Source organism: Sphingorhabdus rigui, from assembly GCF_014196595.1.
GTDB classification, from domain to species: domain Bacteria; phylum Pseudomonadota; class Alphaproteobacteria; order Sphingomonadales; family Sphingomonadaceae; genus Sphingorhabdus_B; species Sphingorhabdus_B rigui.
Window position 1 is genome coordinate 128,149 of sequence record NZ_JACIEA010000003.1, and the last position, 16,051, is coordinate 144,199.

15 protein-coding genes are annotated in these 16,051 nt (G+C 56.6%); 3 read left to right on the top strand and 12 right to left on the bottom strand.

Annotated elements, in window-relative coordinates; genetic code table 11:
• Positions 1–192: 192 nt before the first annotated feature.
• The 3 genes from GGR91_RS10555 to GGR91_RS10565 all read left to right on the top strand — a co-directional run bounded on the left by GGR91_RS10555 (position 193) and on the right by GGR91_RS10565 (position 4,022).
• Positions 193–1,779 (top strand): NAD(P)/FAD-dependent oxidoreductase, encoded by a 1,587-nt coding sequence (locus GGR91_RS10555; RefSeq protein WP_183942167.1) that lies wholly within the window; start codon positions 193–195, stop codon positions 1,777–1,779.
• Between the two features lie 63 nt (positions 1,780–1,842).
• Complete coding sequence (locus GGR91_RS10560; RefSeq protein WP_322788808.1) at positions 1,843–2,262, top strand: GtrA family protein; 420 nt, start codon at positions 1,843–1,845, stop codon at positions 2,260–2,262.
• A 2-nt stretch (positions 2,263–2,264) separates the two neighbouring features.
• Positions 2,265–4,022, top strand: coding sequence for a hypothetical protein (locus tag GGR91_RS10565; RefSeq protein WP_183942168.1), 1,758 nt, complete (start codon positions 2,265–2,267; stop codon positions 4,020–4,022).
• On the opposite strand, the gene GGR91_RS10570 is transcribed toward GGR91_RS10565, so the two are convergent.
• The 12 genes from GGR91_RS10570 to GGR91_RS10625 form a co-directional block, all read right to left on the bottom strand.
• Entirely contained in the window at positions 4,019–4,774 is a 756-nt protein-coding gene (locus GGR91_RS10570; RefSeq protein ID WP_183942169.1) for an SDR family oxidoreductase, read from the bottom strand. The genes GGR91_RS10565 and GGR91_RS10570 overlap by 4 nt on opposite strands.
• Entirely contained in the window at positions 4,771–5,139 is a 369-nt protein-coding gene (locus tag GGR91_RS10575; protein ID WP_183942170.1) for a dihydroneopterin aldolase, read from the bottom strand. Before GGR91_RS10575 ends, GGR91_RS10570 begins: the two co-directional genes overlap by 4 nt.
• 8 nt (positions 5,140–5,147) lie before the next feature.
• On the bottom strand, positions 5,148–6,026 hold the full coding sequence (locus GGR91_RS10580; protein WP_183942171.1) for a class I SAM-dependent methyltransferase: 879 nt from the start codon (positions 6,024–6,026) through the stop codon (positions 5,148–5,150).
• A gap of 3 nt (positions 6,027–6,029) precedes the next feature.
• Entirely contained in the window at positions 6,030–7,436 is a 1,407-nt protein-coding gene (gene thrC, locus GGR91_RS10585) for a threonine synthase (RefSeq protein ID WP_183942172.1), read from the bottom strand.
• Positions 7,437–7,477: 41 nt separating this feature from the next.
• The gene (locus tag GGR91_RS10590) at positions 7,478–9,064 is read right to left on the bottom strand and encodes a GMC family oxidoreductase (RefSeq protein WP_183942173.1); all 1,587 of its coding nucleotides are present in this window, start codon (positions 9,062–9,064) and stop codon (positions 7,478–7,480) included.
• Between the two features lie 66 nt (positions 9,065–9,130).
• The gene (locus GGR91_RS10595; RefSeq protein ID WP_183942174.1) at positions 9,131–10,027 is read right to left on the bottom strand and encodes a sterol desaturase family protein; all 897 of its coding nucleotides are present in this window, start codon (positions 10,025–10,027) and stop codon (positions 9,131–9,133) included.
• Positions 10,020–10,448, bottom strand: a complete 429-nt coding sequence (locus tag GGR91_RS10600) for a hypothetical protein (protein WP_183942175.1) — start codon at positions 10,446–10,448, stop codon at positions 10,020–10,022. Before GGR91_RS10600 ends, GGR91_RS10595 begins: the two co-directional genes overlap by 8 nt.
• Positions 10,448–10,879, bottom strand: a complete 432-nt coding sequence (locus GGR91_RS10605) for a TIGR01244 family sulfur transferase (protein WP_183942176.1) — start codon at positions 10,877–10,879, stop codon at positions 10,448–10,450. Before GGR91_RS10605 ends, GGR91_RS10600 begins: the two co-directional genes overlap by 1 nt.
• Before the next feature lie 106 nt (positions 10,880–10,985).
• Positions 10,986–12,752 carry a DNA helicase RecQ gene (recQ, locus tag GGR91_RS10610; protein ID WP_183942177.1) on the bottom strand — a complete coding sequence of 589 codons (1,767 nt, stop codon included), beginning with the start codon at positions 12,750–12,752 and terminating at the stop codon, positions 10,986–10,988.
• Positions 12,753–12,831: 79 nt separating this feature from the next.
• The gene (locus GGR91_RS10615) at positions 12,832–14,643 is read right to left on the bottom strand and encodes an ABCB family ABC transporter ATP-binding protein/permease (RefSeq protein WP_183942178.1); all 1,812 of its coding nucleotides are present in this window, start codon (positions 14,641–14,643) and stop codon (positions 12,832–12,834) included.
• 41 nt (positions 14,644–14,684) lie between these two features.
• Positions 14,685–14,954 (bottom strand): hypothetical protein, encoded by a 270-nt coding sequence (locus GGR91_RS10620; protein ID WP_183942179.1) that lies wholly within the window; start codon positions 14,952–14,954, stop codon positions 14,685–14,687.
• Between the two features lie 9 nt (positions 14,955–14,963).
• Positions 14,964–16,031: an AI-2E family transporter gene (locus tag GGR91_RS10625; RefSeq protein ID WP_322788813.1), complete on the bottom strand. Its 1,068-nt coding sequence runs from the start codon at positions 16,029–16,031 to the stop codon at positions 14,964–14,966.
• Positions 16,032–16,051: the final 20 nt, after the last annotated feature.

A 16,051-nucleotide genomic window follows, 5' to 3' on the forward strand; every position in this document is an offset into this window, starting at 1 on the left:
GTATCGTCCGCTCGCCTCATGCGCTTGGCGGCCTATTGGCTTAATGGGGCACCAAACGCAAGTTATTTGTTCTTTTGCGCAATAATCAGTCGCGACAGCATTGCGCATAACGACGGTTCGTAACGCCCCGTTAACCATCTATTAGGGCATTTCGTTCACTGATTTCCCCAGAGCTTCTCTCAGGGGGTATTTATGGCAGTGCAGGACCAGACAGCAGTAGACGTAGCAATCATCGGGGCAGGACCTGCAGGCCTAACCGCCGCCTATTTGCTGACGAAAAAAGGGTATAGCGTGACCGTCATTGAAAAAGACGAACGTTATGTCGGCGGCATCAGCCGCACGGTCGAAGTGGATGGATATCGCTTTGATATCGGCGGCCACCGCTTTTTCTCCAAGTCGAAAGACGTTGTCGATTTGTGGAACGAGATTTTGCCCGACGACTTCATTCAACGTCCGCGCATGAGCCGGATATATTATGAAGGTAAATTCTACAGCTATCCGCTGCGCGCGTTTGAAGCATTGTTCAATTTGGGCATCATCCGGTCGACGCTGTGCATGGCGAGCTATGTGAAGGCCAAGGCCTTTCCGAATAAAAATGTCCGTAGCTTTCAGGATTGGACGGTAAACCAGTTTGGTCACAAGCTATTTTCGATCTTCTTCAAAACCTACACCGAAAAGGTTTGGGGCATGCCGTGCGACGAAATGTCCGCCGACTGGGCCGCACAACGCATCAAAGGCCTGAGCCTCGGCGCCGCCGTTCTTGACGGGTTCAAGCGGTCCTTGGGGCTGAATAAAAATCCCAATGACGGCATGGAAACCAAAACATTGTTGGAGACATTCCGCTACCCGCGCCTTGGACCCGGCATGATGTGGGACGCCGCGCGCGACTTTGTCGTGGCGAAGGGTAACACGGTGTTGATGGGCCATAGCTTTAAGCAACTCGCGCAGGATGCAAATGGCGACTGGCGGATGTCGGCATCCAAAGCCGATGGCAGCGAGGTGGTGATTACCGCAAAGCATGTCATCAGCAGTGCGCCGATGCGCGAGCTTTCGGCACGTACCCATCCGCTTCCGCAAACATCGTTGCAGGCGAATAACCTGCGCTATCGTGACTTTTTGACGGTGGCACTGATGATCCGCTCGGACGATTTGTTCCCGGACAACTGGATCTACATTCATGACAGCAAGGTGCAGGTTGGCCGCGTGCAAAACTTCCGCAGCTGGTCACCTGAGATGGTACCCGACCCATCCATCGCGTGCGTTGGTCTCGAATATTTCTGCTTTGAAAATGACAATCTGTGGGCGTCGACCGACGCTGACCTGATTGAACTCGCTAAGACGGAAATGGCCATTCTCGGTTTGTGCAAAGCCGAAGATGTGGTTGGCGGCGCCGTTGTCCGTCAGGAGAAGGCATACCCGGTCTATGACGATGAATATGCCGCCAATGTTGAGGCAATGCGTTCGGAGCTTGAGGCGCGCTATCCAACGCTCCACATGGTCGGGCGCAACGGTATGCACCGTTATAACAATCAGGACCACGCGATGATGACCGCCATGTTGACGGTCGAAAATATCGCCGCAGGAAGCCGCGTCTACAATATCTGGAACGTCAACGAAGACGCCGAATATCATGAAGCGGGCGACGAAGGCGAACAGCACGTGATTGCGGCCAAGGTTACCGAAGACCAAGCCGCTGCGCTAACGTCGGAACGCGACGTACCAAAACGGATCGCACCTATCGGCCAGCCTAACGCCGGCGATATCAGCAAGGCAGCGTAAGGGGCAACATGCAGGCGGCCAAGCTGCCTGCATGATTGCGGAACCCATTCAGGGGGTGCACGGGTGATTAAACTGGCCAACCGATTACGCGGCAATGTCTTCCTGCGTTATGTCGCAGTCAGCATTGGTGCGCTTGCAGCCGATATGATCGTGTTCCTGCTCTTGCTGGAAACGGGCATGCCCGGAACGGCGGCATCTGCTTTTGGTTACTCGGTCGGCATATTCGCGCATTGGATTTTATCCAGCCGCAAGGTGTTTCACGATAGGGTTTCGGAAAAGGGAAGCGCCGCCCGCACACGGCAAAAGGCAATGTTTCTGGCCTCTGCCCTCATTGGCCTTGTCCTGACCATAATTGTGGTCGGCGCTGGCACGGCATTGGGTATGGACCCGCGCGTTGCGAAAGTCGTTGCTATCGCGACGTCATTTTTGCTCACCTATCTGCTGCGCAACGTCGTCATTTTCCGGCAAGCGTCGGTGCATTAGTCATGGCGCGCTTTATCGAAAGACATTTTGCGTGGCTGATATTTGGCATTTGGGCGTTGCGATCCCTTTCGCTTATTATCAGCAGCTGGCCCAACATCAGTTCGGGTAGCGGATGGGACCCCGACGACCAATTGCGCTTGGTCCAATCACGAGACTTTCTGAATGGCCAAAGCTGGTTCGATAACCGGCAGTACCGGCTGAACCCGCCCGATGGTGCACCGATGCACTGGTCGCGGCTTATTGAGCTGCCGTTGGCCGCGATAACTTTATTATTCACGCCGATGTTCGGCCAAACAATCGCAGAAATAGTTGCATCGACTGCGGTGCCCCTGCTGCTGTTCGGGTGCATAATCATGCTTCTGGCCCGCACCGCTTGGCACGTAGGTGGCAAAACGGCAGCTATTTCTGCAGCGATTATCGCCGCATTGTCCATCCCGCTGATCGTGCAATTGCGGCCAATGCGTATTGACCATCATGGCTGGCAAATCGCGATGGCCGTACTGGCGTTGGCATCATTATTTTATGGGCATGCGCGCACGGCAGGATTGGTTTTGGGGGCCGCACTCGCGATATGGCTCCATATATCGCTTGAAGGCGCGCCGATGTCTGCGGCCTTTTTCCTGTTCCTGGGTTGGCAATGGCTAGCCAAGCCGCACGAAGCCGCCCGCCTGTTCTGGACGATTAGCGCATTCGCTTTGTCGTCGCTGGTGCTATTTTTTGGCACGCAGACACAGGGCCTCGGCGCAGCGATATATTGCGATACGGTTTCGCCGCCGCAGTTATTGGCAATCCTCGCCGCCGCAGCGATCATGATCCCGGGCCTGTTTATTGCTCCGCAATCCAAGCTGGCGCGTGTAGTGATCATGGCTACTGCAGGGGGTGTCGCTGCTGCTGCACTCGTGTTGCGCGCACCTGAATGTTTGAACGGTCCGTTCAGTACTCTTGATCCGCTCGTGCGGGACTATTGGTATGTGTATGTGCAAGAAGGGATGCCGATTTGGCATCAGGACCTGCCCATCGTCACGCTTCTGATGGCGGCACCAATTGCAGGACTTGTCAGCTGCGTAGTTCTGGCCCGTAAAATGGACAAAACGGATCGATCAAAATTATGGGTCATCGGCTTCTTCAGCCTATATGCGCTTGTCATGTCGCTATTTGTGATGCGGACGATCTCGGTGGCTGCGGCCTATGCGGTGGTACCCGTCGCTGCGCTTATCGCGCACATCTTTGGGTTGTATCGGCAAAGCGGGGTGCCCAAGCAGCGCATTTTTTATGTCACTATGATGCTCTTTTTGTTGGCGCCTGGGTCTTTTGTGACCGCCTCCCTCGATGTCTTGCCACAACCGAAGCCTGCTGATGATGCGCGTTCAGATGCACAGTCGCTCTTATGCGAATCCGCGCAGTCAGTCGCAACATTATCCGCTCTGCCACGCGGACAATTTCTGGTTCCGTTTGATATGGCGCCAATGGTGCTGGTTCAAACCGCGCACAGCGCTTTGGCGAGCGGCCATCATCGCAATCAAAAAGCAATGCACGATCATATCGAAATTTTCCGGTCGCGCCCCGATGTTGCCAAGCAATTGATGGCCGCGCGCGGTATCAATTATCTTGCGGTCTGCCCTGATGAGGGGGAGCTTGATCATTATGCGCGGAAAAATCCCGGCGGCCTGTGGGGACAAATTGCCAAGGGAAATGTACCGGACTGGCTTGAACCGCTGCCCGCAAAAGGCAAGGGGATCATGGTCTGGCGCGTACGTTAAAGATGCATGAAATCCCGGTCGAAACTTTTGAGATGCGCTCCGCCATCAACGAAGATGATTTGCCCGGTAACGTCTTGTGCTTTCGCCAAATAGACCACGGCATCGGCAACAGCGGATGGCGATGGAAGCGCGCCCAGTGGCATCATACCCGCCAATCGCACCTCTTGTTCTGCGCTATAGTCATCGGTTGATATGACGAGACCGGGTGCGACGCCATTATAGCGTGCGCGCCCTGCAAATGACGCAGCCATCGACCGAACCGACGCTGCCAGCGCTTGCTTGGAGAGCGTGTAGCTAATCTGGTCACGGTGTGGATTGGCGACGCGCTGGTCGAGGATGTTGACGATTGCTGGCCGCATATCAGCGCCCGCCGCATCGACAACGGCTTTGGCAAGCAAGAGTGGGGCAAAGAGGTTCAGCCGGAAATGCGCCTCCAGCGTTTCGACCGACATCGACTCCCAATCATCCTGCCCAAACATCGCGGCGTTATTCACCAGCAGCTGGGGTACGCGGCCAAAATGCGTTGTTATGGTTTCAACGAGATGGGCCGGGTTGCCGATGCTCAAATCAAAGGTAAACCGATGCCATTCGCTCTCGTTTTCTTGCAGTGTCGCCAGAAGCTTTTCTTCGGGCTGTGAATCGAGATGGCTAACCAGTGCCAACGCGTAACCCGCATCCGCAAGTTTAGATGCGATTTCGGCACCCAGCCGACGCTTGCCGCCTGTAACAATTGCAAGCGGCGCCGTTGTCACTTGCGGCTCCGCGACATTGTAATGCCAATCGATTCATTATCTTCGGCAATGGCGAGTTTTACAATTTTGACGACGAGGTGGCTGATGCGTGGGTCGTCAGCAAACAAATTATCCATGATATGATCGGCGACGGCTTCGATCAGCGTGAAGTGCACATCATTGGGCAAAAGCGTCGCGGCCTCTTTCAGCGTCATATAATTTTTCGAGGCCGACAACGGCGTGTCTGGCGCATAATGCGGAGCAATATCCAGCGTTGCGCTAATCGAAATACGCAGCGGTTGGGGCAGGTGCGTTTCCTGGCTGTAAATGCCCGTCAGCACATTGACGACAAGGTCATGTACTTCGAGAATGAGGCTATCGGTCATATCACTCCTTAACGTGACCAGCGGGCGAAAATAGCGGTAGGCAAAAGCATGCCCCGCCCCTGTTCGCGCACCGCGAGTTCACCAAATTCAACCTTGCCACCAAGGTCGGCAAAATGGGATTCCAGCAGCCCACCCAACGCCAGTGCAGACATGCGCACGGCGTAGACGGTCAGAAATAGAAACTTTGATTCCGCATCAAGCAACTTGCGGCAATTGGCGATCAGTTCGGGCAGGTCCTCCTCAAGCCGCCAGACTTCGCCGTCGGGACCACGGCCATATTTGGGTGGGTCGAGCAATATGCCGTCATAGCGCTTTTCACGGCGCACTTCACGGGCAACGAATTTCGCGGCGTCGTCGACGATCCAGCGAATGGGTCGGTCGGACATGCCCGACATTTCGGCATTGGACCGTGCCTGCGCAACCGATTTCTTGGAGGCGTCAACATGCACCATCTGCGCGCCTGCTGCCGACAAAGCGAGGGTACCAACACCAGTATAGCCAAACAGGTTCATCGCAACGGGATCGGTTACCCCTGCCAATTGTCCGCGCATCCACCGCCACACCGGGTCCATATCCGGGAAAAAGCCGAGGTGACGGAATGGCGTGCACGATGCGGTAAAATGCACCTCATCATTCCATGCGAGCGGCCAACCATCCATGGGAACGGGTTTATTGTTATACCAACGTCCGCCGCCATCATCGTCGGATCCCGGAACGAATTCGGCATCTGCGGGCCATTCGTCGAGCGCAGGCGCCCACATCGCTTGCGGTTCCGGCCGGATGAAGCGGCGGTCACCGTAGGATTCATATTTCCGCCCATTACCGGAGTCGATCAGCGTGTAATCGCTGCGCGGCTCGCTGATCAGGGTGACGAAATTCTGTTCCATATTTTAGCGAACGGCGCGCGCAAGCACATAGTCACGCACGGCGTCATACGTACCGGGCAAGACATCAAAGCGTTCTTCGCGGTCAAACAGATGCGAGACACGCGCAGGCAAAGCAGGGCGAACGCCGGTTGCGTTTTCTACTGCGTCCGGGAACTTGGCGGGGTGCGCGGTTGCCAATGTGACGATAGGCGTTTCCGGTTTGATGCCTGATGCCCGTGCCGCGTGCAGTGCGATTGCGGTGTGGGGATCGATAATCTGGTCCGCCGCGCCATAGGCCCAGCGCATGGCGGCTGCCATCTGGTCCGCATCGGCGCGCGCGCTCGACAACAAAGCAGATTTTTTCCGCATGTCGGGCGACAGAACCATTTTGCCCATTTGTTCGAACCACTTCATCCGCGCTGCAGTGGTCGATCCATCGCGACCTTCAAGATCAAACAGCAGCCGTTCAAAATTGCTGGACACCTGAATATCCATCGATGGCGCTGCGGTCGGCGTTACGCCCAACACCGAATAGTCACCCTTTGACAGGGCGCGATGCAAAATGTCGTTGATGTTGGTGGCGACAATCAGCTGTTCAATCGGCAAGCCCATTTGCGCGGCAACATAGCCGGCAAACACATCGCCAAAGTTTCCGGTCGGGACGGAAAACGCAATTTTGCGCTCAGGTCCGCCCAATCGAAGTGCGGCGTAGAAATAATATACCACCTGCGCCATCAGGCGGGCCCAGTTGATCGAGTTTACGGCCGATAAAGTCAGTGGGCCATTGACGTCCTTGTCACTGAACATCCGCTTTACCATGGCCTGCGCGTCATCGAAGCTGCCTTCAATCGCGATGTTGTGGACATTGGGCGCAAGGATGGTTGTCATCTGCCGCCGCTGCACGTCAGAGACGCGGTTATGGGGGTGCAGCATGAAGATTTCGATTTGTGCGCGTCCGGCAACGGCGTCGATTGCCGCTGATCCTGTGTCGCCCGATGTTGCGCCGACAATGGTCAGTTTTTTATCCGTGCCCGACAAGAAGCGTTCAAACAATTGGCCCAGCAATTGGAGCGCAACGTCCTTGAACGCCAAGGTTGGACCGTGAAAAAGTTCAAGCAACCAGTGTTGCCCATCAAGTTGCACCAGTGGCGTTGTCGCCGAATGTGCAAATGAACCATAAGCCGTCGCACACAGACCCTTGAGCTCAGCCTCGCTCAATACACCCGCTGTAAAGGGCGCCATAACGCGCGCGGCCAACTCGACATAAGACAGGCCACGCATCGCCTTTATATCTTCTATCGAAAATTGCGGCCAATGGCGGGGGACATATAGTCCGCCATCTCGGGCCAGACCCGTTAGGGTGACGCCTGCAAAATCGAGCGCGTCCGCGTTGCCACGGGTGCTGATATAATCTGTTCCGTTAATCGTCATAGCGCGCACGCGGTTACCCGCGACGCCGCATTTAGGCAAGATTATTGCAAATCAGCCCGGACAAATTCGGCACATCTTTCACCAATCATGATGCTTGGCGCATTTGTGTTCCCGGAAACGAGGCGCGGCATGATGCTGGCATCCGCGACATAGAGCCCTTCGATGCCACGATATTTCAGGCGCGGGTCGACAACATCGTCCGCATTGGGCCCCATCCGGCACGTGCCGACGGGATGGTATACGGTATCCGCGCGATTGCGGATCAGATCATCCAAGGCGGCATCGTCATTCAGATCGACAGGATGGCGATTCTTTCCGCCATAAACGGCCAGCGCAGGTGCTTCGAAAATCCGGTGCATGGCGCGCACGCCGCTGCGCAATGTGGCCATGTCGCGGTCGTCGGTCAGAAATGCGGGGTCAATCAGCGGGGCCGTGCTTGCATCGGTTGATGCGAGGCGCACCGTGCCACGGCTTTCGGGCCGCAAGACACAGGCATGGCAACTGAACCCGTGGCCTTTCACTTTGGAACGGCCATGGTCTTCCAACATGGCGGGGACGAAATGATATTGAATGTCAGGGGCTGGCAAGCTTGCGTCCGAACGCCAAAATCCGCCTGCTTCAGCAAAGCAGGTGGTCATCACGCCTGTACGCTTGCGGCGATGTTCGATAATCGCCTTTACCATCTTTACGGTGCCGGCCAGCGAATCCCCGAAAAAGTCGTCCTTTGACTGTGTTTCAAAGCTGGAAACATAATCGATATGATCTTGCAGGTCGGCGCCGACGGCTTGTTTGTCGTGAACGACATCCACGCCAACGCTGCGCAGATGGTCGGCCGGGCCAATGCCGGACAGCATCAATATTTGCGGCGATCCAAATGCGCCTGCGGACAAAATGATAGCGCCGCGTGCCTTGATCGTGCGCTTCTTGCTTCGACCTTGGCGAATGACAACGCCTGTGGCGCGTCCGTTTTCGACGATAATCTTTTCGGTCAGTGCACCGGTGATGACTTCCATCCGGTCGCGTGCCGGTTCGACATAGGCGCGCGCGGCGGTCCAGCGTTCGCCACCCTTTTGCGTGACCTGATACAGGCCAAATCCGTCCTGCGTCGCGCCGTTGAAGTCATTATTGACCGGTAACTGCAGCTCGGCAGCCGCTTCGATGAAGGCAAGGCTGCCGGCCTGTGGCCAGCGTTGGTCAGAAACGGACAGCGGTCCGCCTGATCCGTGAAAGGCATCAGCACCGCGTTCATTGTCTTCGCAGCGTTTGAAATAGGGCAACACGTCGTCATAGGACCAGCCATCGCAACCCAATGCGGCCCAATTGTCATAATCATATTTGTGGCCACGGATGTAGACCATCGCGTTAATCGCGCTTGACCCGCCAAGGCCTTTGCCGCGCGGTTGATATCCGGTGCGACCATTCAGGCCCTTTTGCGGAACGGTTTCATATTTATAGTTTGACCCGTTACGAATGAACGGCATGAAACCAGGCGTTTTGATCAACATATTGTTGTTGGTGCCGCCGGCTTCGATTAGGCAGACCTTATATTTGCCACCTTCCGAAAGACGGCCAGCTGCAGCGCTCCCCGCTGACCCGCCACCAATCACGATGATATCAAATTCGTCCATGTTGCCTGCTCCTCTAACGCCAAGGTTTAAGCGGACGATTAAATACTGGCAAGAGTGTAAATAGCGCTAGTCGGCCTTTGCCTCTTGCGCTTCAAGCCAGCGTGCACGGATCGTGTCCGATGTTTCGCGGCTGCCATCGTGGCTCCATCCCGGTTCGCGCACAAGGTACGACAATTTATGACGCCATGGCGCCGACCAGAGGTCTTGGAATATCCCGACCCATTCGTGAAACACGCTCCACAACAGGTTGAAGGTTCCGAGTTGCCGGACAATCCCGTAGCGGATTTTCTCGCTTTCTACTTCTTCGGTAAAGGTTCCGAACATGCGATCCCAGATGATGAAAACACCCGCATAATTGCGGTCGAGATACCGCGGATTGGTCGCGTGATGCACACGATGGTGGCTTGGGGTGTTCATCACATATTCGAACCAGCGCGGGAATTTGCCGATGGCTTCGGTATGGATCCAGAATTGATAGATGAGGTTAAACGCGCCGACGAAAAGCAGCAGGGCCGGATGAAACCCGATGAGCGCCAACGGAATGCGGAAGATAAAGCCAAGGGCAATGAACCCGGTCCATGTCTGACGCAGCGCGGTGGAAAGATTATAATGCTGGCTTGAGTGGTGGTTTACATGGCTGGCCCAAAACCAGCGGACGCGGTGTCCGGTGCGATGCGCCCAATAATAAGCCAGATCGTCCAAAACAAAGCATAAGGGCCACGCCCACCACACCCAGCCAATGTCGAACAACCGGTTCTCGTACATCCACATCGCCAGGCTGAACACCAAAGCGCCGGTGAGTGCGCCTGCAACCGTGCTGCCGGTGCCGAGCGCGAGTGACGTCAAGGTGTCGCGCGGTTCATATTTCTCTGGCGCACGGCTGCGTGCCCACAGCATTTCTGCGATGATGAGGATGATGAACGCCGGAATGGCATAATCCACTGGGCGGAAAAGTTCAGGCATGCGTATTTCCCATGTTATGCTGACCGTTGTTCAAATGCCGAAGGCCAGATGCCCATGACGGTGCGTGTTCACCCAAATTGAGCGTAATGATTCCAAATGTCTTCTCGCCTGTTCCTATGGTGAGGAAATTCTGGTCCAAACGCGATTCGCTGTGCCCGTCGAGCAAACGTCCTGCCCATTGCACACCGTGGCGACGGATCAGCATGTGCCTGCCCTGATCGTCACGCAGCAGTGCCGCGATACCCGCTTTGTCGATTGCGATGTCGACGGGATTGAACCCACAGAGCGTCTCTTCGGCAATGTCACGCGCCTGCGCTTCGCTGTGGATGCGGACATCACCGCCCAATCGCCAAAACCGCGCGAGCCATGCGATAAACAAAATCGATGCAATCGACCCGGCAAGTTGCAGCAATTCTGCCATCAAGAAGCCCGTCCGCGCAACATGTCCATCATCGCCCCAACGGACGACAGATCATAACCTGCGTCAGCGGCCTGTTCCGAAAGGACGGCGGGATGGTCGCCCTTCGCCGCGCGGGCCAATGCCCATAACAACGTCGACCGGGTCCCCGACCGGCAATAGGCCAATATCTTGCCATCTGCGTTTTCAATGGCATCGGCCATCGCCGTGACCTGCCATTCGGCAAAGCCCGCATGTGTCACAGGAATGGCGACATAAGCGATGCCGGCTGCTTGCGCCGCGGCGGCGATTTCGGCGCCTGATGTCTGGTCGGCGGATTCATCTTCGGGACGGTTGTTGATGATCAACGAAATGCCCGCGGCTTTCGCCTCCGCCACGTCGGAAAGGCTGATTTGCGGTGCGGCGAAAAACGTGTCTGTTAACTTACGGAACATCAGCAAATCCTGTTATTGGACACGCGAAGCGGTCATCTGCCGTTCGCCTTATTTTAATCTGCAATCGATAACAAGAATGGACCGCGCATTGGCCAGAAACGCCCCGCTAAAACTGCGCGATGACCGATAGGAAATCTTCGCCATAGGCCTCCAGCTTGCGTGCGCCGACACCGCTAATCCGGCCTAAGGCGTGGATGTTGGTTGGCTTGGTCAATGCCATCTCGCGCAAAGTTGCGTCGTGAAAAATCACATAAGGCGGCACGCCCACAGCTTCGGCCAGCGCGCGGCGCTTGGCACGCAGCGCCTCGAACAACGGGTTGCCAATGGGATTGTCCGGTCGACCAGCGCGACGTTTGTTGTCCGGCTTTACGATCGCAATCTGGATATTTTGATCGCCGCGCATAATCGCACGGGCATCGCCAGCCAGTTTCAGGCCGCCATGTTCGTTTGCCACCATTGCTCCGCGTGCCTGCAAGGCGCGAGACAAGGGCTTAAGCATCGCGGCCTCTGCCTTGCTGACAATTCCGAACACCGAAAGCTGGTCATGCCCCAATTGGGTTATGCGGTCATCTTTGCTGCCCGTCAGCACCTTTTCCAAATGGCCCATGCCGAACATCTGCCCCGTGCGATAGGCGGCGGACAAGAGCTTGCGTGACAGTTCAGTGGCGTCGTGGACATCGGGGGCATTCAGGCAATTGTCGCAATTGCCGCACGATTCAGGTGGGCTTTCCCCAAAGTGACGCAGCAGCACTGCACGCCTGCACCCGGCTGTTTCCACAAGATATGACAAAGCGGCAACGCGCGCCAACTCCGCCTCGCGCCGTTCGGGGGGGAGCTCGTTCAGGCGCATGCGGGCGCGGGTGAAGTCGCCGGCAGACCACAGCATATGTGCCACCGCCGGGTCACCATCGCGTCCGGCGCGGCCGCTTTCCTGATAATAGGATTCAATCGATTTCGGCAGGCCGGCATGTACGACAAAGCGCACATCGGGCTTGTCGATGCCCATACCAAACGCCACCGTCGCCACCATCACCATGTCTTCGGACGACACAAACTCCGCCTGCGCCCGCGCCCGTGTCTGCGGCTCCATACCGGCGTGATAGTACAGCGCCTTGCGGCCGGTTTCTGCGATTTGCGCCGCAATCTTTTCGGTGCGGTCACGGGTCTGTGCATAAACGATGCCCGCGCCCGGTAGGCTTTTCACCAGCGCCGCGATTCCGCTGTTCGGCGCGGCCTCGGCGGCATAGCGGATGTTGGGCCGGTCAAAACCTGCCACCATGACGCCATCGTGCGGAATGCCCAGTTGCTCGGCAATATCGTCGCGCGTGTGGGTGTCTGCGGTTGCGGTCAGCGCGAGGCGCGGCACTTCGGCGAAGTCGTCGAGCAATGGACGCAGCAGGCGATAGTCCGGGCGGAAATCATGCCCCCATTCGGAAACGCAATGCGCTTCATCAATCGCAAACAGCGCGATTTTGGTCTCACGCAACAGGTTGCGAAACTCTTGGCCCGATGCCCGTTCCGGCGCGACATATAACAGGTCGAGTTCACCAGCACGAAACCGGCTGATGGTTTCTGCGCGGTTGTCATCCGCCGATGTCAATGTCGCCGCGCGAATGCCAACGGCGTCAGCCGCGCGCATTTGGTCATGCATCAGCGCGATGAGCGGCGAAATGACAATGCACGTGCCGTCCATGATGACCGCGGGCAATTGGTAACATAATGACTTGCCTGCACCCGTTGGCATGATGGCCAAGGTGCGTTGACCCGCAAGCACCCGCGACACCACCTGTTCCTGCTGTCCGCGAAATTCGGGAAAACCGAAAATGCGGTGCAACACATCAGATGGGGTGGGGGACGGAGCGACGGAGGCCATGCCACGCCCTAGCGTGACTGAAGTGTCAGTGACAGAGTGCAGTTGTCTTCAATCCAAGTCGCTTGTGGATAGCGCACGATTATGCCGAAGGGACGGCTTCTTCTTCGGCTTCGCTTTGCTGCCTTGCCCACATTTCGGCATAGAGGCCGCCTTTGCGCAGCAGTTCATTATGCGTCCCTTGTTCGGCAACGCGCCCAGCATCCAAAACCATAATCTGGTCGGCATCGACGATGGTCGACAGCCGGTGGGCGATGATGATGGTCGTGCGGCGTTCCGAAATGCGTTCAAGCGTCGCCTGAATTTCGGACTCGGTGCGGCTATCCAGCGCGCTGGTCGCTTCATCAAGGATGAGGATTGGCGGGTTTTTCAGCAAGGTCCGTGCGATGGCCACGCGCTGCTTTTCCCCGCCGGACAGTTTCAGCCCGCGTTCGCCAACCTTGGCGGCATATTGCTCCGGCAATGACTCGACAAAGCCGTGAATCGATGCGCCGCGTGCGGCCTCTTCGATTTCGATCTGGCTCGATCCCTCACGGCCATAACCGATGTTATAGCCGATGCTATCGTTGAACAGCACGGTGTCCTGCGGCACAATGCCGATGACGCTGCGCAGGCTTGATTGCGTCACGTCGCGCAGATCCTGCCCGTCGATGGTAATGCGGCCGCCGGTGATGTCGTAAAAACGGTATAGAAGGCGGGCAATGGTCGACTTGCCTGCGCCCGACGGTCCCACCACCGCAAGCGTATGGCCGGGCTCAATTTTGAAGCTGACGCCATTCAGGATTTGTCGGTCGGGGTCATAGCCAAAGCGCACATCTTCAAACGCCACCGCGCCGCCCGATACGGCCAATGCGGGCGCACCGGGCTTATCCGTAATTTCGGCGGGCGTATCGATCAGGTCGAACATCGCGGCCATATCCGTCAGGCCCTGACGAATGGTGCGATACACCATCCCGAGCATATCCAGCGGCCGGAACAGCTGCGCCAACAAGGTGTTCACGGTGACAACGTCGCCAGTTGTAAACTGCCCGCGCGACCAGCCCCACACAACATAGCCCATGGCACCCGCCATCATCACATTGGTGATCAGCGACTGCCCGATATTCAGCGCGGCCAGCGAGTTTTCCGATTTAACGGCGGCATTTGCATAATGATGCACCACCTCAGCATAGCGCTGCGTTTCGCGCTTTTCAGCGTTGAAATATTTAACGGTTTCATAATTGAGCAGACTGTCGACCGACTTTGCGACGGTCTGCGTATCCAGCTCGTTCATTTCCTCGCGCAATTTGTTGCGCCAGTTGGTGATGACGGTGGTGTAGGCGATGTAGCTGACCACCATGATAAGCGTCGCCACAACCATGCCCCAGCCAAATTCAATTTTGAAATATGCGGAGACCAGAACGAGCTCAAGCACCGTCGGTGCGATGTTGAACAGCAGGAAATAGAGCATGATATCGATGCTCTTCGTCCCGCGTTCGATAACCTTCGTAACCGCACCTGTTCGGCGGTTCATATGAAAACGCATCGATAGATTGTGCAAATGGCTGAACACATTTTCGGCCAAGCGGCGGGTGGCTTCTTGCCCCACGCGTTCAAAGACTACGTTGCGCAGATTGTCGAACAAGACACCGCCAAAACGCGCACCGGCATAAGCGGCTACGAGCGCAATCGCGATTGCGACGCTGTCTTCCATGCCGGGAACCATGCGGTCGATGGCCTGGCCATAGACCCACGCCATGCTCAACTGAATAAGCTTGGACACCACCACCAGCAGCAGCGCAAATACGATGCGTGCGCGCAGGCCAGTTTCGCCCTTTGGCCATAAATATGGCAAGAACCGGCGCATCACGGCGAAATCGGGCTTGGCATCTGAACTGGGGGCTAATGGTGGCACAGGGGCCATATAATTAGATTAGGCGAAAGCGCAAACGTCCATCAGCTGCGACCTGAAAGCAGCAACCATGTCGCGACCGCGTTAATGGCCGTATATACCCCATATGTCAGCGCGATCGCCAACGACCCGTCATTTGCGAACCACAGCGCGCCAATCAGCAACACCAGTTCTATGGCGTAGCTGCCATAGGGACTGAAATGTGGGCTGAAGTAGCGCTTGGTTTCTTCAACGAAGGGATGCCCGGATTCTGAAACTGCCTTGTGCATGGCAAAATTGGCGATGCCCATCAGGAAGCAGAAAATCAGCAGCATAAACTTGCTTCATGGTCCTTCGCGGATGGCGCGTGCTTCATTGCGTTCGGATTGCCGTTCAAGCGCGACCTTAATCATCGCGATGATGGGGTCCGCCAGCGCAAGGCCCAATATTCCGAATAAAGCGCCCAACAGTATCTGTGCGCCAAGCACAAGCGCGGGCGCTAAATCGACCGCCCGCTTTGCGACCATGGGCACAATCAGATAGCCGTCGACCATCTGAACGACGAAATATACAAAGATGGCATAGAGGCCGACATCAACACCCGCCGAAAATCCGACGAGGATGATGAGTGCACCCGATACGATAGCGCCGATATTGGGCAAAAACGCCAACAGCCCCGTCAGCACGCCCAAAAGCGCCGCCATGGGTACGCCGCCAAGGCTGAGCAATATCCACGTCCCAAAACCTTCTACTGCCATACCAAGCAAACGGCCCGCCATCAGGCGGCGCAATACGTTGCCCATTTTGGCGGCGGTGACGTAGAAATGTTCGCGCTCTGCCAGCGGCAACATCCATGCGACGCCGCGTTCATACATACGCGGTTCGGCGGCGATGAATATGGCGAGCACGAGCATCATCGCCATGTTGGTCACTGTGCCAACCACCGAAGAGACGGCTTCAGTTACGCGGCCGACCGAGTTCAAAATCTGCGTTCCGAAGCCTTTGACATCTTCTGCCGATATGTTGAATCCGGCAGCAGCGATGCGGTTGCCTATGGATTCAATCTGCGCTTCGACAATAGCCTGAAGACTGGCGGCCTGCGCGGCAAGCTCGGATCCCGTGAATATAAATGTCCAATACATGAAACCAAATACGGCAAGGACGACGATGGTCAGGCGGATGCTGCGCGGGATCGGTAAAACCCGGCCAAGCAAACGCGCGCCGCCATCAAACATCGCCGCAAGTACAAGGCCGCCCATGATGAGCAGCAGTGGCTGCGCCAGCCAGACAAACCCGACAACAAACGCGGTCATGCCAATCCAGACAGCCGCCCGTTTGATCTCGGTGCGGATTATGGGGTCGTAAAGTTCGGTTGGGCCTACTTCTTCGCGAAATCCATCCTCCTGCACCACAGGTTTTCTGCGTGAGCGCC

Coding starts and splice junctions, on each gene's coding strand:
- GGR91_RS10555 (WP_183942167.1), top strand. CDS start 193: ATGGCAGTGCAGGACCAGACAGCAGTAGACGTAGCAATCATCGGGGCA.
- GGR91_RS10565 (WP_183942168.1), top strand. CDS start 2,265: ATGGCGCGCTTTATCGAAAGACATTTTGCGTGGCTGATATTTGGCATT.
- GGR91_RS10575 (WP_183942170.1), bottom strand. CDS start 5,139: ATGACCGATAGCCTCATTCTCGAAGTACATGACCTTGTCGTCAATGTG.
- GGR91_RS10580 (WP_183942171.1), bottom strand. CDS start 6,026: ATGGAACAGAATTTCGTCACCCTGATCAGCGAGCCGCGCAGCGATTAC.
- thrC (WP_183942172.1), bottom strand. CDS start 7,436: ATGACGATTAACGGAACAGATTATATCAGCACCCGTGGCAACGCGGAC.
- GGR91_RS10590 (WP_183942173.1), bottom strand. CDS start 9,064: ATGGACGAATTTGATATCATCGTGATTGGTGGCGGGTCAGCGGGGAGC.
- GGR91_RS10595 (WP_183942174.1), bottom strand. CDS start 10,027: ATGCCTGAACTTTTCCGCCCAGTGGATTATGCCATTCCGGCGTTCATC.
- GGR91_RS10600 (WP_183942175.1), bottom strand. CDS start 10,448: ATGGCAGAATTGCTGCAACTTGCCGGGTCGATTGCATCGATTTTGTTT.
- GGR91_RS10605 (WP_183942176.1), bottom strand. CDS start 10,879: ATGTTCCGTAAGTTAACAGACACGTTTTTCGCCGCACCGCAAATCAGC.
- recQ (WP_183942177.1), bottom strand. CDS start 12,752: ATGGCCTCCGTCGCTCCGTCCCCCACCCCATCTGATGTGTTGCACCGC.
- GGR91_RS10620 (WP_183942179.1), bottom strand. CDS start 14,954: ATGCTGCTGATTTTCTGCTTCCTGATGGGCATCGCCAATTTTGCCATG.